Origin of the sequence: Neomicrococcus aestuarii (genome assembly GCF_014201135.1) — a bacterium.
Classification (GTDB): Bacteria; Actinomycetota; Actinomycetes; order Actinomycetales; family Micrococcaceae; genus Neomicrococcus; species Neomicrococcus aestuarii.
Window position 1 is genome coordinate 347,132 of sequence record NZ_JACHDR010000001.1, and the last position, 21,056, is coordinate 368,187.

Annotated in this window: 17 protein-coding genes; 14 read left to right on the top strand and 3 right to left on the bottom strand. The window is 59.4% G+C overall.

Annotated features, from left to right (window positions below; genetic code table 11):
* Positions 1-3: 3 nt before the first annotated feature.
* Positions 4-1,242, bottom strand: coding sequence for a heparan-alpha-glucosaminide N-acetyltransferase domain-containing protein (locus HD598_RS01570; RefSeq protein WP_183663354.1), 1,239 nt, complete (start codon positions 1,240-1,242; stop codon positions 4-6).
* Between the two features lie 114 nt (positions 1,243-1,356).
* On the opposite strand from HD598_RS01570, the gene dapA reads away from it, so the two are divergent.
* From dapA to dapF, 12 genes are all read left to right on the top strand, one after another.
* On the top strand, positions 1,357-2,274 hold the full coding sequence (gene dapA / locus HD598_RS01575) for a 4-hydroxy-tetrahydrodipicolinate synthase (RefSeq protein ID WP_183663356.1): 918 nt from the start codon (positions 1,357-1,359) through the stop codon (positions 2,272-2,274).
* 17 nt (positions 2,275-2,291) lie between these two features.
* Positions 2,292-3,998 carry a ribonuclease J gene (locus HD598_RS01580; protein WP_183663358.1) on the top strand — a complete coding sequence of 569 codons (1,707 nt, stop codon included), beginning with the start codon at positions 2,292-2,294 and terminating at the stop codon, positions 3,996-3,998.
* Positions 3,999-4,102: 104 nt separating this feature from the next.
* Entirely contained in the window at positions 4,103-7,198 is a 3,096-nt protein-coding gene (locus HD598_RS01585) for an FtsK/SpoIIIE family DNA translocase (protein WP_183663360.1), read from the top strand.
* A gap of 9 nt (positions 7,199-7,207) precedes the next feature.
* Positions 7,208-7,825 carry a CDP-diacylglycerol--glycerol-3-phosphate 3-phosphatidyltransferase gene (gene pgsA / locus HD598_RS01590; protein ID WP_071893796.1) on the top strand — a complete coding sequence of 206 codons (618 nt, stop codon included), beginning with the start codon at positions 7,208-7,210 and terminating at the stop codon, positions 7,823-7,825.
* Positions 7,822-8,346, top strand: coding sequence for a CinA family protein (locus HD598_RS01595; RefSeq protein WP_183663362.1), 525 nt, complete (start codon positions 7,822-7,824; stop codon positions 8,344-8,346). Before pgsA ends, HD598_RS01595 begins: the two co-directional genes overlap by 4 nt.
* A gap of 147 nt (positions 8,347-8,493) precedes the next feature.
* The gene (locus tag HD598_RS01600) at positions 8,494-8,931 is read left to right on the top strand and encodes a helix-turn-helix domain-containing protein (RefSeq protein WP_183663364.1); all 438 of its coding nucleotides are present in this window, start codon (positions 8,494-8,496) and stop codon (positions 8,929-8,931) included.
* Positions 8,932-9,064: 133 nt separating this feature from the next.
* Positions 9,065-9,310 (top strand): DUF3046 domain-containing protein, encoded by a 246-nt coding sequence (locus HD598_RS01605; protein ID WP_183663366.1) that lies wholly within the window; start codon positions 9,065-9,067, stop codon positions 9,308-9,310.
* Between the two features lie 228 nt (positions 9,311-9,538).
* A complete protein-coding gene (gene recA / locus HD598_RS01610) occupies positions 9,539-10,591 on the top strand; it encodes a recombinase RecA (protein WP_071893793.1) in 1,053 nt (350 codons plus the stop codon).
* 478 nt (positions 10,592-11,069) lie between these two features.
* Positions 11,070-11,759 (top strand): regulatory protein RecX, encoded by a 690-nt coding sequence (locus tag HD598_RS01615; RefSeq protein ID WP_260170457.1) that lies wholly within the window; start codon positions 11,070-11,072, stop codon positions 11,757-11,759.
* 65 nt (positions 11,760-11,824) lie between these two features.
* Positions 11,825-13,363 (top strand): tRNA (N6-isopentenyl adenosine(37)-C2)-methylthiotransferase MiaB, encoded by a 1,539-nt coding sequence (gene miaB, locus HD598_RS01620; RefSeq protein WP_183666468.1) that lies wholly within the window; start codon positions 11,825-11,827, stop codon positions 13,361-13,363.
* A gap of 10 nt (positions 13,364-13,373) precedes the next feature.
* Positions 13,374-14,282, top strand: coding sequence for a tRNA (adenosine(37)-N6)-dimethylallyltransferase MiaA (miaA, locus tag HD598_RS01625; RefSeq protein WP_183663368.1), 909 nt, complete (start codon positions 13,374-13,376; stop codon positions 14,280-14,282).
* A gap of 5 nt (positions 14,283-14,287) precedes the next feature.
* Positions 14,288-15,244 carry a diaminopimelate epimerase gene (gene dapF, locus HD598_RS01630; RefSeq protein ID WP_409366164.1) on the top strand — a complete coding sequence of 319 codons (957 nt, stop codon included), beginning with the start codon at positions 14,288-14,290 and terminating at the stop codon, positions 15,242-15,244.
* Between the two features lie 80 nt (positions 15,245-15,324).
* On the opposite strand, the gene HD598_RS01635 is transcribed toward dapF, so the two are convergent.
* Positions 15,325-15,942, bottom strand: a complete 618-nt coding sequence (locus HD598_RS01635) for a class I SAM-dependent methyltransferase (RefSeq protein WP_183663370.1) — start codon at positions 15,940-15,942, stop codon at positions 15,325-15,327.
* Between the two features lie 409 nt (positions 15,943-16,351).
* Here HD598_RS01635 and hflX point away from each other — a divergent pair, with 409 nt between their 5' ends.
* Both hflX and HD598_RS01645 read left to right on the top strand, forming a co-directional pair.
* A complete protein-coding gene (hflX, locus tag HD598_RS01640) occupies positions 16,352-17,992 on the top strand; it encodes a GTPase HflX (protein ID WP_183663372.1) in 1,641 nt (546 codons plus the stop codon).
* The gene (locus HD598_RS01645; protein WP_221244569.1) at positions 17,989-20,031 is read left to right on the top strand and encodes an ATP-dependent DNA helicase; all 2,043 of its coding nucleotides are present in this window, start codon (positions 17,989-17,991) and stop codon (positions 20,029-20,031) included. Before hflX ends, HD598_RS01645 begins: the two co-directional genes overlap by 4 nt.
* Positions 20,032-20,123: 92 nt before the next feature.
* Here the strand turns inward: HD598_RS01645 and lexA are convergent, their stop codons facing one another.
* On the bottom strand, positions 20,124-20,879 hold the full coding sequence (lexA, locus tag HD598_RS01650; protein WP_260170458.1) for a transcriptional repressor LexA: 756 nt from the start codon (positions 20,877-20,879) through the stop codon (positions 20,124-20,126).
* Between the last annotated feature and the right edge of the window lie 177 nt (positions 20,880-21,056).

A 21,056-nucleotide genomic window follows, 5' to 3' on the forward strand; every position in this document is an offset into this window, starting at 1 on the left:
TGATTACGACGACGCGCGAGGACCGCTGGGGTGAGGTTGACCCGAGGCGTGGGCTGCAATCGAGTGGTTGATCCATTCGAGCGGCCCACGTACTTGTTTCCACGAGATGAAGACGCCGAACAGCAGGGCCACCACCGTGAAGATCAGCCAGCGGTGCAACGGTTCTAGCGTCGCGAGCTCGCTGGAGAAGAGATCCAGCGCAATAATGTGGCCCACGTAGAGCGTCAATGTTGCGGATCCCGCCCCTGCAAGCGGCCACGTCAGGGCCTGGCCAACGAATTTGAGGGCACCCTCGAGCGCCTTGCACAACATCAAGCACAACCCCAGGACCGCGAGTGAAGTCCCCACGGTCAACAGCAGATCTAACTGTGTGCCAGAGTGCGGCGCAGACAGCATGAACCACCACGGGGAATACTGAAAGTCACTCAAACCCTGACCCGAAATCAACGCCGCACGGAGCTCATCCGAGGACGTATTCGCGACGCCCACCAGCGAAGACCAGTTCGCGTTAATGAGCCTCCAGCTGATCGCGTACGCAACGAAAGTCATCGCAAAACCCCAGCGCGTGATGCGCCACGATACCGCCCAGACGTTGCTACTGGTATGAAGCAATCGACCCACCAGCAGCCCGGCGATCAAATACACGGGCCACACGATGAGCGGGTAGTAGCCGGTGGCAAAGAGATCGGCGAGAAGCGTCTGCGGTCGAAGAAAATCCATGAACACCGGGCCCGAGGTTCTATAGGGTGCGACATTCGCGTAAGCCCAGGCTCGCACGAAAAACAGCACGACGGGGGAGAGCGCCAACCACCCGACGCCCAGCCACAACAGTTGCTTTACGGTGGCCTGGATCAAGGCGAGCGCGAACAAGAACAACACAGCGTAATGCACCAGAATCACCGCGATGCCGCTCGAAAATTCTGCGGCAAGGAAACCCAGAACCATGATGAACGCCGCTCGGGCTGCGATGCCTCTGCGCTGCGCGCCCATCGTGGGCGCCGCGGAACGGGAGCGAGACTTCTTGGTGCGCTGTGCCCAGGTCCTCGCGGTCAGAAGCGCCAAACCCACCCCGGCGAGCGTTGCGAAAAGCGCGGAGGCCTTTCCGGCGAACAAATACGCAACCCACGTGGCGGTGGGGGCGCCGGTGGAGGAATCCACGAGAGGCATGGTGTGCGTGGCAAACATGCCAATCAGTGCCAGCGCCCTGGCAACATCAACGCCAGTGAGTCTTGAGGATCCCATACCTCCATTGTAGTGATGGAGTGTTGCCTCGCTGGCTGGGAAAGACCGTAATACCTCCCACAGGCAGAGTGAATCTGAAGGAGAATAATGGCAGACGCGTGTAACGTTGGTTTTATGGCCGATTCTTTGACTTCTTCGACAAGCTACGACTACACGTTTGGCACTCTTTCGGTTGCCATGGTTACTCCGTTCACTAACGATGGTGCGGTTGACTACAACGAAGCTCAAAAGCTCGCGAATAAGTTGGTTGACGAAGGCTGCGACTCGCTCGTAGTCACCGGAACCACTGGCGAAACCTCAACCTTGACGGATGAGGAAAACGTGGGCATGTTCAAGGCGGTTTTGGAAGCTGTGGGTGACCGTGCCAAGGTCATCGCGGGCACCGGAACCAACGACACCGCACACTCGATCAACCTCTCCGGGCGCGCCGCTGAAGTTGGCGTACACGGCTTGCTGATCGTCACCCCGTACTACAACAAGCCAAGCCAAGCAGGCGTGCAGGCTCACTTTGAAGCCATCGCATCCGCCACGGACCTGCCCGTCATGGTCTATGACATCCCGGGTCGCGCAGGTATTGCCATCAGCTCTGAAACGCTGGTCCGCTTGGCAGAACACCCCAACATCAAGGCCGTCAAGGACGCTAAGGCAGACTACTTGGCAACCACGCGCGTCATGGCGCAGACTGATCTTGACTACTACTCCGGCGACGACGGACTGACCTTGCCGCTCATGGCGGCTGGCGCCGTAGGACTCGTCAGCGTAACCGCGCACGTTGCAACACGGCAGTACCGCCAGTTGGTGGACGCGATGCACGCTGGCGATCTCGCAACTGCCCGCAAGCTCCACTTCGAGCTTGACCCCGTACAGCGCGCCATGATGACGCACATTCAAGGCGCCGTTGCTACAAAAACTATTCTTCATCGGCAAAACGTATTGCCGAACGCCGTGGTCCGATTGCCGCTTGTGCAGCCGTCGGACGCGGAACTACAACCCGTCCTGGCTGACCTTCGTGAGGCCGGATGGGAGATCTAGAAAGGTAACCGTCTCGTATGACTCAAACCGCTGTAGGCTTCGCCGACACCGGGCGCCTTGGGGCGCCACCAGCACTCAAGCCAGGAACCATGCGTATTGTTGCGCTCGGTGGACTGGGGGAGATTGGCCGAAACATGGCGGTCTTCGAGCTCAACGGGAAGCTGCTGGTTGTTGACTGTGGCGTGCTCTTCCCCGAGGAGTACCAGCCGGGCGTGGACCTGATCCTGCCTGACATCTCCTATATTCGTGACCGGCTTCAGGACGTGGTCGCTGTGGTGTTGACCCACGGCCACGAAGACCACATCGGCGCCGTCCCGTACCTCTTGCGCCTCAAGAACGACATTCCACTCGTTGGCTCCCAGCTCACGCTGGCACTCGTTGAAGCGAAGCTCCAAGAGCACAAGATCCGTCCGTTCACCCTGACGGTGCGCGAAGGCGACATTGAGCGCTTTGGCCCGTTCGAATGTGAATTCGCGGCCGTGAACCACTCCATTCCTGACGCTTTGGCTGTTTTGATCCGCACCGAAGCCGGCAACGTGCTTCACACCGGTGACTTCAAGATGGATCAGCTTCCCTTGGACGGTCGCATCACGGACCTTCGCGCGTTCGCTCGCTTTGGTGAAGAAGGCGTGGACTTGTTCATGCCGGACTCCACCAACGCTGACGTCCCCGGCTTCACCACCGCGGAAAAAGAGATCGGCCCAGTACTTCAGGGCATCTTCGGTCGCGCGAAGCGTCGCATCATTGTGGCGTCCTTCAGCTCCCACGTGCACCGTGTGCAGCAAGTCCTAGACGCAGCACACATGCACGGCCGCAAGGTGGCCTTCGTAGGCCGCTCCATGGTCCGCAATATGCAGATTGCCGAAAAGCTGGGGTACCTTCACGTTCCGGCCAACATTTTGGTGGATTTGAAGAATGTTGATCGGTTGCCAGAGGACAAGGTAGTGCTCATGTCCACGGGTTCGCAGGGCGAACCGATGGCAGCGCTTTCCCGTATGGCCAACGGCGATCACAAGGTGCAGATCAACGAAGGTGACACCGTCATCCTCGCGAGCTCGCTGATTCCGGGTAACGAGAACGCCGTCTTCCGCGTCATCAACGGCCTGATCCGCATGGGCGCCGACGTCGTGCACAAGGGCAACGCCAAGGTCCACGTCTCCGGTCACGCATCTGCCGGCGAGCTCTTGTACTGCTACAACATCCTCAAGCCCAAGAACGTCATGCCAGTCCATGGCGAGACCCGCCACTTGGCAGCCAACGGAAAACTGGCCGTTGAAACCGGCATTTCCGCTGACCGCGTGCTGTTGTGCGAGGACGGCTCCGTGGTGGATCTCAAGGACGGCGCGGCAACCCTCGTGGGCCAAGTTGATTGCGGCTTCATCTACGTGGATGGAACCAATGTTGGTTCTATTACGGATGAGGACCTCAAGGACCGCCGCACTCTGGGAGAAGAAGGATTCATTTCCGTCATCTCCGTGGTGAACCGCCAGACCGGAAAGATCGTGTCCGGACCAGACATTCACGCTCGTGGTGTGGCAGAGGACGATTCGGTGTTTGACGAGATCAAGCCAAAGATCGCCCAAGCCCTCGAAGAGGCAGTCACGAACAACCCGGACCACACGCAGCACCAGCTGCAGCAGGTTGTTCGCCGCACCATCGGAACCTGGGTGGCGCGCAAGCTCCGCCGCAAGCCGATGATCGTACCTGTTGTGCTCGAGGCCTAGTCAGCCTAGTTCTGCACTTACCCGCCGATTCACACCCCTGAGAGTTCGCTTGAAGGGCGTGTAAATCGGCGGGTTTACTTGCCAGAGGCGGTAGCGTGGCGCGTATGGCGACGCGTACTTCTAACGGCTCTTCACGGGCTGGCGAGCGAAAAACACCGGCTTCTCGACAAGGGAACGCCGGCGGTTCGCGAGCCACCGCGTCACGGTCAACCGCCAAAAATTCCACGGGATCCGGCAGTTCTACCGGCCGTGGTTCTTCCGCGCGGTCGGCGAAAGTGACGGAAATGCCAGCCGAGCAGCACCAATTACCGCTGGTTATTCGGTGGATCCGTTCACTCTGGATGGGCATCGCCCGCATTGTCGGTGGTGCCTTCCGTCAACTGGGCCGCGACGTTCGCCCCGACTTTGAGGTCCGCCGCGACGGCACCGCACTCTTCCTGGTAGTCGTAGGACTCATGATCGCCATCGTCGAATGGTGGGGCCTTCGAAGCGTCGGCTGGTTTGGGCAAACCGTCCACAACGTCGCCGCCGGAACGCTCGGCTGGATGGCCGTAGTTGTCCCGTTCTTCCTCTTTATCGGCGCCACCCGCCTCTTCCGCTACCCGGAAAGCGATGCCGCGAATAACCGGATCGGGATCGGTCTCACCTTGGCCACCATCTCCGGCGCGGGAATCGCCCACTTCATCGGCGAACTGCCCTCCATCTCCGCTTCTTTCTTGAACATGCTGGAAGCCGGTGGTGTCGTAGGCTACCTCGCTTCCGTTCCGTTGAGCTCGCTCATCACCAAATGGGGCGCCCTGGCGCTCAACATTGTGGTGGCGTTTATCTCGCTGCTCATTGTGACCGCCACCCCGTTCCGCCACATCCCGCAGCGTTTGCGTGCCGGATACGAGCGCATCATGGGGCAAAGCGATGAAGACCTCGCGAGCCGCCGTTCCGCACGTCGCGGCGACGAAGACGCGGACGAGCAGGACGAGCCGCACGATCAGTCCTACCTTTACGGCGAGCAGAATAAAGCCGCCGCGAAGGCGCCTAAGAAGCGCAAGAAGTTCAAGTGGTTTGGCAAGGATGAGGAAGTAGACGAAAACGGCGATCCCATCATTCCGGGCGAGGTTAATCCTGCCTATGACCGCGCCGTGATCGCGGACCGCGAAGACGATGCCCCCACGCAAGCTCTGTCTGCACGCCGTTCCGAAGCCGCCACAACAGTGCTCGGCAAGGTGCCACAGACTTCTGAGGTGTACGACGCCGCAGCTGAAGACGGCGATGACTCGGACGAACACTCCGCTCACGACGGCGACGATGCCGATGTCAGCGCGGCAGCTGTTGCACCCGCCATCCCGCCAGGGGTTCGCCGCCCGACGCGCGATGAAAAGGCGATGGAAGAGATCAAGCGTCAAGTAGGACTTGGCGCCCCAGCCGAGTCCAGCCCGGCGCTCGAGGACAGCGAGACGGAAGCTCCGTCGTCGTCCTTCGGCCCTCCCATCCCACAGCGCAGCGAACAACTGCAGCTCTCCGGTGACATCACCTACACCCTCCCAGGTTCTGAGTTGTTGCCCGCCGGTCCGCTGCACAAGGAGCGCACCGAAGCCAACGACGCCGTGGTGCAAGCCCTGCAGGAAACCCTGGATCAGTTCAAGGTGGACGCGCACGTGTCCGGCTTCAGCCGCGGTCCAACCGTGACGCGCTACGAGATTGAGCTGTCCTCTGGCACCAAGGTGGAGAAGGTGACCGCGCTCAGCAAGAACATCGCGTATGCGGTGGCATCCAGCGATGTGCGAATCCTCAGCCCTATTCCTGGCAAGTCCGCGATCGGTATTGAAATCCCGAACGTCGATAAGGAAATCGTGGCCCTCGGCGACGTGTTGCGCTCAAACGCTGCACGCAAGACCGATCACCCCATGGTTATGGGCGTTGGTAAGGACGTAGAAGGCGGGTTCGTGGTCGCGAACCTCGCGAAGATGCCGCACTTGCTGGTGGCCGGTGCAACCGGTGCCGGTAAGTCCAGCTTCGTGAACTCGATGATCACCTCCATCCTCATGCGAGCAACCCCTGACGAAGTTCGGATGGTGATGGTTGACCCCAAGCGCGTGGAACTGACCGCGTATGAAGGCGTTCCGCACCTGATCACCCCGATCATCACCAACCCGAAGAAGGCCGCCGAGGCCCTCCAGTGGGTGGTGCGTGAAATGGATACGCGCTACGACGATCTTGCGAACTTCGGCTTCAAGCACCTCGATGACTTCAACAAGGCGGTGCGTGCCGGAAAGGTACATCCGCCGGCCGGTAGCCAGCGCGTCATGAAGCCGTACCCGTACTTGTTGGTGATCGTGGACGAGCTCGCCGACCTCATGATGGTTGCGCCGCGCGACGTTGAAGACTCGATTGTGCGTATCACCCAGTTGGCTCGTGCCGCTGGTATTCACTTGGTGCTCGCGACCCAGCGCCCATCCGTGGACGTGGTGACGGGCCTGATCAAGGCCAACGTCCCATCCCGTATGGCGTTCGCGACCTCCTCGCTTGCTGACTCTCGCGTGGTCTTGGACCAGCCGGGTGCTGAAAAGCTTCTGGGCCAGGGTGACGCACTGTTCTTGCCGATGGGCATGTCTAAGCCCATGCGCGTTCAAGGCGCGTGGGTAACGGAATCTGAAGTCCACGCGGTGGTGGAGCACGTCAAGACGCAGCTTCAGCCCGAGTACCGCGAAGATATTGTGGTGCAGGCGCCGAAGAAGGAAATCGACGACGACATCGGGGACGACCTGGAGCTGTTGCTCCAGGCCACCGAACTCGTGGTCACGTCCCAGTTCGGTTCCACCTCGATGCTCCAGCGCAAGCTGCGCGTGGGATTCGCGAAGGCTGGTCGCTTGATGGACCTGCTGGAATCTCGCGGCGTAGTGGGCCCGTCCGAAGGCTCGAAGGCCCGCGACGTGCTCGTGAAGCCCGACGATCTTCCCGCCGTTCTTGCTGCCCTCAAGGGTGGCGGCGGGCCGGCAACGGGCGGCCCCGCGGATCCGCGACAGAGCGCTCTGGTAGAGAACGCGAACGCGAACCACGGCATTGCGCCGGATTCTGCGGACACTGCTGCTATCCCGTACGACGCCGTAGCTGCGGATCTCGATTCTCGCCCAGTTGCTGAGGAGTACTTTGATGGCGACGACGAGGGTGGTAGTGAAGACGCTTGGAACCTGACGGGCCGATAGGCTGAGAGGGTGACTAACCACAGCGAACGCGCCAACGGCAGCGCTCCCAGCGAGCCGTCGGCCTGGAATCTTCCGAATATCCTCACGTCCATCCGGATCCTGCTGGTCCCGGTCTTCGTGTGGTTCTTGGTCCTCGACGCTGAAGAGCGTGGGGCATGGCGGTGGTGGGCATTCGTAGTGTTCGCCGTGGCCATGTACACGGACAAGCTCGACGGTGACATCGCCCGGGCCCGCGGACTGATTACGAACTTTGGAAAGATCGCCGATCCCATCGCGGACAAGCTGCTCACCGGTGCCGCGCTGATCATGCTGTCCATCACGAACGACTTGTGGTGGTGGGTGACTATCGTGATCCTGGTGCGCGAATGGGGCATCACCCTGATGCGCTTCATGATGCTCAATAGGGCCGTCATGCCAGCGAATAAGGGCGGAAAGATCAAGACCGTCACCCAGACCCTTGGGTTGCTCATTCTGCTCATGCCGATCACCCACTCCTTGCCGTGGCTGTGGTGGATTGGAACCATCATCATGCTGGTGGCCATGGCTATCACCGTGGTGACGGGCATCGATTATGTTCGCCAAGCCATCGCGCTTCGCAAGGACCCACAGAACGTGACCACCAAATGACCGCAAATACCGCCTCCCCACACCCCAGCGCAAGCGAGGTTGCGGCAGAGATCGTGAGCTGCGGCGTCGTACAGGAAGCCACTGTGGCAACCGCTGAATCGCTCACAGCAGGACTCGTGGCAGCGACTATCGCCGATGTTCCGGGAGCCTCAGCCGTACTGCGCGGGGGAGTAGTGTCCTACGCCAACGAGGTGAAGGCGCTCCTCCTGGATGTGCCGCTTGACCTGTTGGATGAGCGCGGATCCGTCGATCCAGCCGTCGCCGAAGCCATGGCGCGAGGCGCGCGCGATAGGTGCGTTGCAACGTTTGGAATCGCAACCACTGGCGTTGCCGGTCCAGACGCTCACGATGGAAAGCCCGTCGGTACGGTGTTTATAGGCTGGGCAGACGCCACAGGCTCAGGTAGTGTGGAGCAACATTTCCAGGGAAACCGCGAAACTATTCGCCATCTCAGCAGAGATGCAGCGCTGGAAATACTTCTTGAACGCATGAAGTCTGGGAATTCACCTTTAAACGCGTAGTTGAGAGGAACCTCGATAGATTCTTATAAGTTCCTGTGATGGAGTATGTAGGGAACAAAAACAGGAGTTCAAGAGTTGAGTCTAGTAAGCGCAACACGCGCTAGATGATCGTCACTACGGTGACAAACAGAGGAGACGACTATTCACATGGTCAAGCAGCCAGTATCCGTAAACGGCATTGTCCGTTGGCGTGATGTGGCATTGACGGTTCCGGAAAACAACCACCAAAAGGAGAAGAAGATGGTTGTACTTCGCCACGAAATCGGAGATGTGCTCCGTGACATCCGCCAACGCCAGGGCCGCACCTTGCGCGAAGTTTCACACAGCGCGCGAGTATCGCTGGGATATTTGTCCGAAGTGGAGCGTGGACAGAAAGAGGCTTCCTCCGAACTCCTTTCCTCGATTTGCGAGGCACTGAACGTGCCCGTATCCGTGATGTTGCGTATGGTTTCTGACCGCATCGCCATCGCCGAGGGACTCCAGATTCCGGACACCGTTCCTGCAGAGATGATGCAGGCCTTCACGCCAGTTATTCCAGATGAGCTCCCTGAGGAGTTCAGCGAAGATCTTGCGGCTCGTCACTAAAAGACAAGCTAGTATTAGACAAACTCGGGCGTTAACCGCCTAGGAATGTCCCTTCAAGAGGTTCACCGTGTGCTCATGGTGAACCTCTTGTTTTGTTCATGAGAGCAACGTGTCTTCGTGCCATACTGTGGGCGTGCGAGTTAGTAACTTTTGGACCTTGATGGAAGACGAATTTGGCAGCGGGTACGCCTATGTATTGGCGAATCAGCTGGCCCTGACTAGTTTGGGCGGGCGAACCGTCAATGAAGCGTTGGCTGATCACTTTGAGCCGCGTGAAGTATGGGGAGCCGTCTGCGACGCGCAAGATGTGCCGGCCGAGCGGAGGCTTGGCAAAGATGTGGCCCCGGCAAGTGGTCGCGATCCAGTTATTGATGGATAGGTTGATCGCTTGCACTGTGGGATGTTCGAAAAGTTTTCGACACGCGAGCCGCGGTATTCGAAAATATGTACGGGTCGCGTAGTCTTGTGGAAAGCGTATGAATTCACGACTGCAGGCCCGTACTTATCCACAAAAGAATGTCCTAGGTTCTAAGTGTCAGTAGTTACCCGTAGCGTGGTTCACAGATCAAAACAGGGCTTAGACGCCCCTTCCCAGTAGAGGTGAATCATGGCAGCAGCACCAGATCGCGAGAAGGCTCTCGAAGCCGCACTCGCACAGATTGATAAGCAGTTCGGCAAGGGCTCCATCATGCGTTTGGGTGATGACACCCGTGCGCCAATTGCAACGATCTCCACCAGCTCCATTGCCCTGGACGTCGCTCTGGGTATTGGCGGACTGCCACGCGGCCGCGTCGTCGAGATCTACGGTCCTGAATCCTCGGGTAAGACCACCGTGGCTCTGCACGCCGTAGCGAACGCGCAGAAGAACGGCGGCATCGCAGCGTTCATTGACGCCGAGCACGCATTGGATCCTGAATACGCCAAGAAGCTTGGCGTTGACACGGACGCCCTGCTGGTCTCCCAGCCGGATACCGGTGAGCAAGCGCTCGAAATCATGGACATGCTGGTGGGCTCTGGCGCCATCGACATCGTGGTTATCGACTCCGTTGCAGCATTGGTTCCTAAAGCTGAAATCGAAGGCGACATGGGCGACTCCCACGTGGGTCTGCAGGCTCGTTTGATGAGCCAGGCGCTGCGTAAGATCACCGGTCGCTTGAACCAGACCAAGACCACCGCCATCTTCATCAACCAGCTGCGTGAAAAGATCGGTGTCTTCTTCGGCTCTCCTGAAACCACCACCGGTGGTAAGGCGCTGAAGTTCTACGCATCGGTTCGTATTGACGTCCGTCGCATTGAGACGCTCAAGGACGGAACGAACGCGGTGGGTAACCGTACCCGTGCCAAGATCGTCAAGAACAAGATGGCTCCGCCATTCAAGCAGGCTGAATTCGACATCCTCTACGGAATCGGAATCTCGCGCGAAGGTGGCCTGATTGATATGGGCGTTGAGCACGGCCTCGTCAAGAAGTCCGGCGCCTGGTTCACCTATGACGGTGACCAGCTGGGTCAGGGCAAGGAAAACGCTCGCCAGTTCTTGAAGGACAATCCTGACCTTGCCAACGAACTCGAGCGTCAGATTCGCGAGAAGCTCGGCATCGGTGTTGTTGCAGCTGCAGAAGGTTCCGAGCCAACGCTCAAAGCTGTCGGCGACGACAAGTAGTCAGCAGGCGACGAAGATCAGCAAGCGACGAAGGTCATCACCTGCTAGTCGCGTGCTGGTGCACCTCAACCGTGCAATGAGCACCTAGCAGTAACCAGTGGTGTGGGATCGAAGCTGTAATGCTTTCGAGCCCACACCATTGTGTTTTCTGCGACGCAGACAGTGACGCGACGCAGTGAATCACTCGTCGCGAGAACGACTCGCCTCAGAGAATGACTTGATGAGGTGGCCGGCAGCGTTCGAGGACCGGGGTTGACGTAAAGGGCCCGAAGAAGAGGAGGGATCACACATGACTGAGAATGAGCCAATTGACTGGGGAGTGAACGTCGGAGGTCCCGACATTTCCCAAACCCCGGATACCGATCTTTCCGGTGGCCCAGATTCTCCTCGTGGTTCAAATCCATCTGGCGGCTCGCGTAATCGCAAGACACGAGCACCACGTGCCACAACCGGTGAGTCTCGTTTTACGAACCAAAGCATGGCCAAGAGCAAGTCGTCCGGCGGTAACCGGTCATCCAAGCGACGTGCATCAGGCCGATGGTCGCAAGAACGTGCTGACGATGCCATGGATCGGGACTATGCCGTAGACCGCGACGATGCCGTAAACCGCGACAAACTCGATGGTGTTGAACCTGAACCGATGTCGCCCGAACGGGCAGAGCGTTTCGCACGAAACATCGTGCTGCAGCAGCTCACGGCCTCGATGAAATCCAGGAAGCAGCTCGCAGACAAGCTTGCCGACAAGGACGTCCCCGAGGACATCATCACCAAAGTCTTGGACAGGATGGAAGAAGTCCACCTCGTCAATGACGAATCATTCGCGGAACTGTGGGTTGAAAGTCGCCACGGAAACCGGAAACTCGGCAAACGATCACTACAACGAGAACTTCGAGACAAAGGCATTCACGAAGAGCTCGCACAAAAAGCGCTCGAAGCTGTCACCGATGAGGACGAGCGTGCTGCCTGCCACGAACTCGTGCAGAAAAAGCTCGGAGTATCTAGCCCTGAAGAATCCGCCCGGATAGAGATTGACGATTCCGCTTCGTGGGATGTTCGGAGGACGCAAATGAAAGAGCGAGACAAACAAGTTCGTCGTCTGGTGTCCATGCTGATGCGTAAGGGATATAACGGATCGCTCGCAATGGCCGTCGTATCCGAATACGTGTAGCGGACTAGAATGGATCGGTGTCTTCCACATCCACCCCTGATTTTGAGAGCTTGAGCGTGCCTGACGTGACCGAAACCCTCGATACTGAACTGCACCAGCCGCGCACCTACGAAGTGCGCACCTACGAAGTGCGCACCTTCGGCTGCCAGATGAACGTTCACGACTCTGAGCGCGTGTCCGGTCTTTTGGAAGACGCCGGCCTCACCGTGGGTGATCCAGAAGACGGTGTCGCGGACGTCGTCGTCTTCAACACCTGTGCTGTTCGCGAGAACGCAGACAACAAGCTCTATGGAAACCTGGGCATGCTGGCCCCGCTCAAGCGAGAGCGTCCGAACATGCAGATCGCCGTCGGCGGTTGCCTAGCGCAGAAGGACCGGGACACCATCCTGAAGAAGGCGCCGTGGGTGGACGTCGTCTTTGGCACCCACAACATCGGTGCACTTCCAGTGCTGCTGGAACGCGCTCGCCACAATAACGAAGCGCAGCTCGAGATCCTCGAATCCCTCGAGGTGTTCCCGTCGACGCTGCCTACCAAGCGCGACTCGGCTCATTCGGGCTGGGTCTCCATCTCCGTGGGCTGCAACAACACCTGCACGTTCTGCATCGTCCCGTCCTTGCGCGGCAAGGAACGCGACCGTCGCCCGGGCGACATTCTGGCCGAAATCCAGGCTCTCGTAGACGACGGCGTCGTAGAAATCACCCTCTTGGGTCAAAACGTCAACTCCTACGGTGTTGAATTCGGCGACCGCCAAGCCTTCAGCAAGCTCTTGCGCGCGTGCGGCGAAATCGAGGGACTCGAGCGAGTTCGCTTCACCAGCCCTCACCCGGCAGCTTTCACCGACGACGTTATTGACGCCATGGCAGAGACGCCCAACGTCATGCCCCAGCTACACATGCCACTGCAGTCCGGTAGCGACAAAATCCTCAAGGACATGCGTCGTTCCTACCGCTCCAAGAAGTTCTTGGGAATTCTGGACAAGGTCCGCGAACGCATCCCGCACGCGGCCATCACCACGGACATCATTGTGGGATTCCCCGGCGAAACAGAACAAGACTTCCAGGACACTCTGGATGTTGTTGAAGCCTCCCGTTTCTCGAGCGCTTTCACGTTCCAATACTCCAAGCGTCCGGGCACTCCCGCAGCAACCATGGAGGGGCAGCTTCCCAAGGAAGTGGTGCAGGAACGCTACGAACGCCTCACCGCGCTTCAAGACCGCATCTCCGCCGAAGAGAACCAGCGCCAAGTGGGCACGCGTGTTGAAATCTTGGTGACGGAGAACAACGGCCGTAAAGCCGAGCAAACCCACCGGCTCAGCGGGCGTTCGCGCGATCAGCGACTGGTGCACTTCAGTGTTCCAGAAGGCGCCGAAGTGCCACGTCCCGGCGACATGGTCACCACCACCATCACTCGGGCCGCGGCCTTCCACTTGGTAGCGGATCCGGCAACCCTTGAGGACTACCAGTTGCGTCGCACCCGTGCTGGGGATGCTTGGGACCGTGCTCAGGCCGACTCGTGCGGCGTCCCAAGCTCTGGCAGTACCGCCTCCGCGGGAGCACCGGGCAAGGTTTCTCTCGGTCTGCCCACTTTGCCGATTCGCAAGTAGGCGTAGGAGCATGTCCAGTGATCTCACGGCATGGGACCTGACGCCGCAACTCACTGAGCGGATTGAGCGGGACCCAAGCTGCGTCGTCGTCATTGTGGGACCAACCGGCACCGGCAAGTCAGACCTGTCCCTGGATATTGCCGAACGATTCAACGGTGAAGTGGTCAACACCGATTCCATGCAGTTTTACCGCGGCATGGATATTGGCACCGCGAAACTGAGCGTTGCGGAACGCCGGGGGATCCCGCACCACCTTCTGGACATCATGGACGTGACGGAGGAAGCCTCCGTTGCGGATTTCCAAACGGCCGCCCGCGAGACGATTGATGTCATTCTCTCGCGCGGAAAGCGTGCCGTCCTTGCAGGCGGTTCCGGCCTTTACGTGCGGGCGGCGATCGACAGCCTCGAATTCCCGCCTACGGATCCTCAACTGCGCGAAGCTCTAGAGAATCGCGCGAAAGCCGAGGGAATTGTCTCGCTGGTTGCGGAGCTTGAACGCGTTGATCCGGAATCAGCGCAACGCGTCAACGACGAGCGACGCATCATCCGCGCCCTCGAGGTCTTCCAGCTGACCGGCCGGCCATTCACCTCCTACATGCCCCAACGTCAATACGTGCGTGACACCGTGCAGATCGGTGTGGACCTGAAAAGGCCCGTGCTGCATGAGCGGTTGGCGCTTCGCGTTCATCGCATGGTGGATGCCGGATTGCTCGACGAAGTGAAACGGCTTGACGCGCGCGGCTTACGCGAGGGGCGCACTGCGAGCCACGCGATTGGCTATCAGCAGTTCCTCAAAGTCATCGACGGTGAGCTGACCGCGGATCAAGCGATTGAATCAACCATCGTGGCAACGCGACAATTCGCACGCCGACAAGTGACCTGGTTTAAAGCGGATCCCCGGGTGACATGGCTAAAATGATGGGCATGATTGCCGCTCCAGAGCACGCCCTGAACCAACTCGCCGGTCTCGCCTACGCGAAAGGCCACGGCACCGGTAACGACTTCGTGCTGGTGGATGATCCCGAAGGCGCCATCACCATCGATGCGACCGCTGTTGCCGCCCTGTGTGATCGACACCGGGGAATTGGTGGAGACGGTCTGATTCGTGCTGTGCGTTCGGCCGATATTGCCGAAGGTGCCGAGATCCTCAACGAAGATGACCGCGCCGAATGGTTCATGGATTACCGCAACGGTGACGGAAGCATCGCGGAAATGTGCGGAAACGGCGTCCGCGTCTTCGTGGCCTTTCTGATCGCTCAGGGCCACGTAACCCTCGAGCACGGTGACGCCCTCACCATCGGAACGCGTGCCGGCGTCAAGCACGTGGTGCGCACCGACAACGGATTCTCCGTGGACATGGGACCCTGGGAGTTCATCTTCCCTGAGGCGGCCGAGGAAAAAGCCATTGATTCCCTCGTGCAGACGCGCGGTCTGGACGTGGACCGTCCGGCGCTGAGCGTTTCCATGGGCAACCCGCATACAGTCGTCGCGCTTGCTGATGAAGACGAGCTCCAAGATCTGGACCTCACCCGTATCCCGAGTGTCCGTCCGCTACCACCGCACGGAACGAACGTCGAATTCGTGGTGCCCGCCGAACCGCTGGTGTCCCACGGGGTCGGAAATATCGCTATGCGCGTTCACGAACGCGGCGTCGGCGAGACGCAGTCCTGCGGCACAGGCGCTTGCGCTGCCGTGGTGGCGACGCGCCACTGGGCTGCCGGAAACACTCCGGATCAGAATCAGGCCAGCGAATGGAACGTGAATGTTCCGGGCGGCACGGTAGTAGTGAAGTTCATTCCGTCCCCGGACGGTTCAGAGCACGTGGAACTGAGTGGTCCTGCGCAGATTGTGGCCCGCGGAGTGATTGCCGGAAACGCTTAAACGTCGCCAGAGGCGAGTCTCTATAGGGTCTCGCCTCGCCGCGCGCGGCAACTTCCTGTAGCGGCAACTTCCTGTGGACTTCAGGCGCTTCGGCGCTGAACCGAAAGAATCCGGAAACCCTTATCCGTGGTGAGGCGATCAACCTTGTATGATGCGCCCAACATCCCGGCCAGCCACGTCTGGAGTGAATCCGCCCCGAGGTTCTTCTGCACTACTAAGTAGGCGATGCCGCCAACGGTGAGCCGCGGCAGCCACTGCTGCATGATCGAGTGAAGGACGTCCTTGCCCACGCGAATGGGCGGATTGGACCAAATGAGGTCGAAAGTGACATCCTCCGGCAGCGACTCCGGAGAGTGCACTACCACGTTGGTTAGTCCCAACGATTGTGCGTTATCCGCGGTGAGCTGGCGCGAGCGTTCGTTGACGTCAATGCCGTACACGGTGGCTGCGGGCGACTCGAGGGCCATCCGCAACGTGATGGGTCCCCAACCGCAGCCGATGTCCAAGAAGGTGCCGTCCGCCGGCGGCTTCGGCGCGTGCTTGAGCAGGATGGCAGTGCCCTTGTCCACGCCGGCGGGGGAGAAGATGCCGTTGGAGGTTGCGACGCTCACGCGGTGCGTATCGCTGAGCTCAACGGTGATGGTGCGGCGCTTTTCGGGCGTGTTCGGTTGATCCGAGAAATAGTGTTCCTGACTCATAGCTGTTTCAGATTAGCTCACAGGCACCAGAATGGCCTCGCCGAGAGCGAACAACGAGGTTGGACGGCCTCGCGAGCCGAGTGATAGAGTTTTCTCTATGATTTTGACTCAGCGCGTATACACCCGCATCCGATTCGTAGGTTAGCGCGGCGCCGCAGTCATGTGCGCCGCCTCCGGCGCACGTTCACATTCCTCCCATGACGGGAGATGTCACTTTCTCTGAGCTCTCTGACAGCGTTGACGCTGTTTGTCGGCTTCAGGAAGTTCGCGCGTTGGGCCCCCATTTTCACCAGACCATCGCATCTATTCACGCATTCATTCAGGGCATTTATCTGCCGCCAGTCGCGTTGTCATCAGTACAGAAATCACGCACGCCGGTATCCTGAAATGCAGTATCACGAAGGACTCCATGACCTCCCACAATTCATCACATCAGTCGGATTCTCAGGCCGCGCAGGAAGCCGCTGAGAAATCCGAACGCGAAATCCAGGCCGTTATTGACCGGATTTTGGCGCACGACGACGCAGCCTCGCCTTCGCAGGACGGTTCCGGACATTCCCCGGAGGACGGCGAAGAGCTCGGCGGAACGTCGTCGGCGCTGTCGCGCGGGCGCGCTCAAGCGCTGTCCAGTCTTGATCGCGAGCACTCCGAATGGGACGGCGATCAGCAAGATCTTGCGGAACGTCGCGCCTTGCGTCGCGTCGCCGGTCTGTCCACCGAACTTGAAGACGTCACCGAAGTTGAATACCGCCAGTTGCGCCTCGAGCGCGTGGTGCTTGCCGGTATTTGGTCCGATGGCACCATCGAGGACGCGGAGAATTCCTTGCGCGAACTCGCTGCTCTCGCGGAGACGGCGGGTTCGGAAGTTCTCGATGGACTTTTGCAGCGGCGCATGAAGCCGGACCCAGGAACGTTCTTGGGCTCAGGTAAAGCGCAGGAACTGCGAGAGATCGTCGCCGCCGAAGGCGCGGATACCGTGGTCATTGACTCGGAGCTGGCTCCTTCACAACGACGTGCCCTCGAAGACATCGTCAAGGTCAAAGTTATTGACCGCACGGCATTGATCTTGGACATCTTCGCGCAGCATGCGAAGAGCCGTGAAGGTCGCGCCCAAGTGGAACTCGCGCAGCTCGAATACCTCTTGCCACGTTTGCGTGGTTGGGGTGAATCGATGTCCCGGCAGGCCGGTGGTCGTGTTGGTGCTGCTGGGGGCGGCATTGGTTCTCGTGGCCCGGGTGAAACGAAAATCGAGCTCGATCGTCGTCGTATTAGAACCCGCATGGCGAAACTGCGCCGCGAAATCCAAGCCATGAAACCGGCTCGCGAAGCTAAGCGAGCCAACCGTAAGCGCAACGATGTTCCGTCTGTTGCCATCGCGGGCTATACGAACGCAGGCAAGTCCTCGGTGCTGAACCGATTGACCAATGCTGGCGTCCTTGTGGAGAACGCGCTCTTCGCAACCTTGGATCCCACGGTTCGTAGGACGCAGACGGAGGACGGTATTGAATACACGCTCACCGACACCGTCGGTTTCGTGCGTTCCTTGCCCACGCAGCTGGTCGAGGCCTTCCGTTCCACGCTTGAGGAAATCGGGGATTCTGACCTGATTCTTCACGTCGTGGATGGATCGCACCCGGATCCGGAAGGACAGATTCGTGCTGTTCGCGAAGTGCTTCGGGACATCGATGCACAGAACATCCCGGAGGTCATTGTCCTGAATAAGGCCGATGCCGCGGATCCTTATGTGCTCGAGCGCATCAAGAACCGCGAACCGCGCACTATGGTGGTTTCGGCTCGAACCGGTTACGGAATCGAGGAGCTTCTTCAGGAAGTGTCCGAGTCCATTCCACGTCCCGGCGTGGAGCTGGATGTGGTGATTCCGTATCAGCGTGGTGACTTGGTCAGCCGTCTGCACGAGCAATCGGCGGAAATTATCGCCATGGATCACGTGGAGGAGGGTACTCGCATGCATATCAAGGTGCGCCAGGACTTTGCGGCCGAGCTGGAACCCTTTGTGGTAACTCCTTCGGAGGGCGCTACCCAAGCATGATCGATGAGGAGCTGAACGGCGCCGAGCGCGTTGATGAACTGCTGACGCTTGCCGTGTCCAAAATGGGCGGGCAAGCGCGTTCCGGGCAACACGAAATGGCCCAAAAGGTGATCGAATCCTTTGAAAAGGGTGGGCACCTTTTGGTCCAGGCCGGCACCGGAACGGGAAAGTCTTTGGGGTACCTGGTGCCCTCGATTTATCACTCGCTCAGCGCCGAGAAGCCCATCATCATCTCCACCGCTACTCTGGCGCTCCAAAGCCAGATTGTGGGCCGTGACCTTCCGCGGCTCTTGAAGAACCTGGAACCCGAGTTACCTCGTCCCGTGGATGCGGTCCTGCTGAAGGGCCGCTCCAACTACGTGTGCAAGCACAAGCTGGGCGGGGGATACCCGGAGGAGCCCACGGATGCGCTGTTCGATTGGGCCGACGGTGCGGCCGCCGCTCCCCATCAAGCTGCCTCGCCTTCGAGCGCTCTGGGGCAAGAAATTGTTCGTTTGCGGGATTGGGCTGAAGACACCGAAACCGGTGACCGCGACGAGTTGACGCCCGGCGTCTCGGACAAGGCCTGGCGCCAGGTGTCCGTCAGCGCGATCGAGTGCCTAGGGTCGCAACGCTGCCCTATGGCGGAAGAGTGTTTCAGCGAGTTGGCCCGTAAAAAGGCTGCGCAAGCCGACATTGTGGTCACCAACCACGCGCTCTTGGCGATCGCCGCTTTCGAAGGTCTTGCCGTCCTGCCAGAGTTCGACATTGTGGTGGTGGATGAAGCCCACGAGCTCGAGGATCGTGTCACCAATTCGGTGACCAAGCCGCTGTCCGTCGCCACGATCTCCGCGGCTGCCAGTGCGGCACGCAAGCACGCCAAAGTCATTGTGGAGCCACTCGAACGAGCCAATAGAGCCTTCGAGGAATCCGTCTCTAGCGTGTCTGATGGTCTTTTGCCACGCGGTATTACCGAGGAGCAACGAGAAGCGCTCACCATGGTGCGGGAGGCCGCCCGCGTGGTTGCCTCGGATATCAAGATTGACTCTGCGAATCCGGACGGAGCCATGCAGATGGCGAAGTCGCAGATCATGTACATCGTGGAACAAGCCGAGCGTCTCTTGGAAGCTTCTCCCCAGTACGACGTCGTGTGGGCGGCTCGCCCGCGCGAGTTTGTGCCTGGTAGTGGGTACCAGTCCGCATCAGAAGATTCCCCCGCAGTTCTGCACGTCGCCCCACTTTCTGTGGGAATGCAACTGAGGGAGGGGCTCTTCGCAGATCGTACCGTCGTGCTCACGAGCGCAACGCTAGCGATTGGCGCGGCGTTCGATACCGCCGCCGGAAACCTTGGGCTCAGAGGCGATGGTGCGCCGTCGTGGTCCGGAATCGACGTCGGCAGCCCGTTTGACTACTCCAAGCAGGGTGTCCTCTACGTGGCGAAGCACCTTGACGCACCCTCGCGAGACGTCAACCCACGCACATACGACGAGATCGAGCGATTGATCAACGCCTCCGAAGGCGGAACGCTCGCCCTCTTCTCCTCCCGCCGAGCGGCCGAAGAAGCCGCCGAAGAACTGCGGCGTCGCGTGGACTATGACATTTTGTGCCAAGGCGAATCGAGCATGAAGGCACTCGTCGAAGAGTTCTCTGAGAATGAAGCTACGTGTCTCTTCGGCACCATGTCCTTGTGGCAAGGCGTTGACGTCCCGGGCACCTCATGCCGACTTGTCATCATTGACCGAATTCCGTTCCCGCGCCCCGACGAACCCCTCGTGAAGGCACGCACACAGGACGTTGATCGTCGCGGTGGCAGCGGCTTTATGAGCGTGTCCGTCAGTAGCGCGGCCACTAAGCTGGCGCAGGGTGCTGGCCGTCTGATTCGTTCCACGGATGATCGTGGCGTCGTCGCAATCTTGGATTCTCGTCTCGTCAGCCGGCGCTATGGAGGGTTCATCAAGGCGTCCCTGCCGCCAATGTGGTCCACCACGGATCCCGACGTCGTGACGGGTGTCCTTAAACGACTAGCGGCCGCCGCCAAGAATCAGGCGACGACCGCTTAGAAGCGACCCTTTCGAAGCGACCGCTCAGTAAAGACCGCTCAGTAAAGACCGCTGAGAAACGAAATTAGAAATGAAACACGGATTGCTGCGAGCTAGATAGCGCGTAGGACGGAAACCACGCGACCCATGATGGTGGCGTGATCGCCCAAAATCGGTTCGTAGTTCGTGTTCTGCGGCAAAAGCCACGTGTGACCATCGCGCTGACGGAACGTCTTGACCGTGGCTTCATCGTCCAGCAGAGCCGCAACAATGTCTCCGTTATTGGCGGAGTTCTGGCGACGAACAACTACCCAGTCACCGTCCGCAATGGCGGCGTCGATCATTGAGTCGCCAGCGACCTTCAGCATGAAGAGTTCGCCTTGACCGGTGAGAACTCGCGGCAAGAGCATGGTGTCTTCCACCGACTGCTCGGCAAGAATTGGTCCGCCGGCGGCGATACGTCCCACGAGCGGAACGGCGACGAGATCGTCGTTATCTACGAAAACGGTGCGGCCTTCAGGTATAGAGGCGGACGTATCAGAGTTCTGGACCGAGGATTCCTTGGCGAAAGCTTTTTGCTCTTCAGCCCACTTCTTAGCCTCGACCTTTTCGATCAGCAATTCGATAGCACGGGGACGGTTAGGGTCACGACGGATGACTCCACGCTGCTCGAGCTGTGCAAGCTGATAGGTCACGCTGGAAAGCGATGCTAGTCCGGCGGCGTCGCCGATCTCTCGCATGGTGGGAGGGTAGCTGTTTTCTTCGATCAAACGATGAATGACATCAACGATCTGAAGCTGCCGACTGGTGAGTCCTGGGAAGTGCGCGTTGGCACGTTCCTGAATCTTGGTCATTGTCCGCCGTGTCATGTTCCGGTCCCGTCTCTTGCCGTCGATTGACGTTCCATCTTTTGACGAAAGTCCCCGAGTTTGCCTGCTGAATTCGGAATCTATGTTCTAAGTGTCAGTACCCGTGAGGACACTAGTTCTAGCAGCTTCCGTTGCACTAACACTACGGTACCTGCGCACGTCTTTGAAAGATTTGTT

Excerpts from the sequence above, each read along its gene's own strand:
- HD598_RS01595 (WP_183663362.1), top strand. The coding sequence starts at position 7,822 with ATGACCGCAAATACCGCCTCCCCACACCCCAGCGCAAGCGAGGTTGCG.
- HD598_RS01635 (WP_183663370.1), bottom strand. The coding sequence starts at position 15,942 with ATGAGTCAGGAACACTATTTCTCGGATCAACCGAACACGCCCGAAAAG.
- HD598_RS01570 (WP_183663354.1), bottom strand. The coding sequence starts at position 1,242 with ATGGGATCCTCAAGACTCACTGGCGTTGATGTTGCCAGGGCGCTGGCA.
- dapF (WP_409366164.1), top strand. The coding sequence starts at position 14,288 with ATGATTGCCGCTCCAGAGCACGCCCTGAACCAACTCGCCGGTCTCGCC.
- HD598_RS01645 (WP_221244569.1), top strand. The coding sequence starts at position 17,989 with ATGATCGATGAGGAGCTGAACGGCGCCGAGCGCGTTGATGAACTGCTG.
- hflX (WP_183663372.1), top strand. The coding sequence starts at position 16,352 with ATGACCTCCCACAATTCATCACATCAGTCGGATTCTCAGGCCGCGCAG.
- recA (WP_071893793.1), top strand. The coding sequence starts at position 9,539 with ATGGCAGCAGCACCAGATCGCGAGAAGGCTCTCGAAGCCGCACTCGCA.
- HD598_RS01615 (WP_260170457.1), top strand. The coding sequence starts at position 11,070 with ATGGCCAAGAGCAAGTCGTCCGGCGGTAACCGGTCATCCAAGCGACGT.
- HD598_RS01585 (WP_183663360.1), top strand. The coding sequence starts at position 4,103 with ATGGCGACGCGTACTTCTAACGGCTCTTCACGGGCTGGCGAGCGAAAA.
- dapA (WP_183663356.1), top strand. The coding sequence starts at position 1,357 with ATGGCCGATTCTTTGACTTCTTCGACAAGCTACGACTACACGTTTGGC.
- lexA (WP_260170458.1), bottom strand. The coding sequence starts at position 20,879 with ATGACACGGCGGACAATGACCAAGATTCAGGAACGTGCCAACGCGCAC.
- HD598_RS01600 (WP_183663364.1), top strand. The coding sequence starts at position 8,494 with ATGGTCAAGCAGCCAGTATCCGTAAACGGCATTGTCCGTTGGCGTGAT.
- HD598_RS01580 (WP_183663358.1), top strand. The coding sequence starts at position 2,292 with ATGACTCAAACCGCTGTAGGCTTCGCCGACACCGGGCGCCTTGGGGCG.
- miaA (WP_183663368.1), top strand. The coding sequence starts at position 13,374 with ATGTCCAGTGATCTCACGGCATGGGACCTGACGCCGCAACTCACTGAG.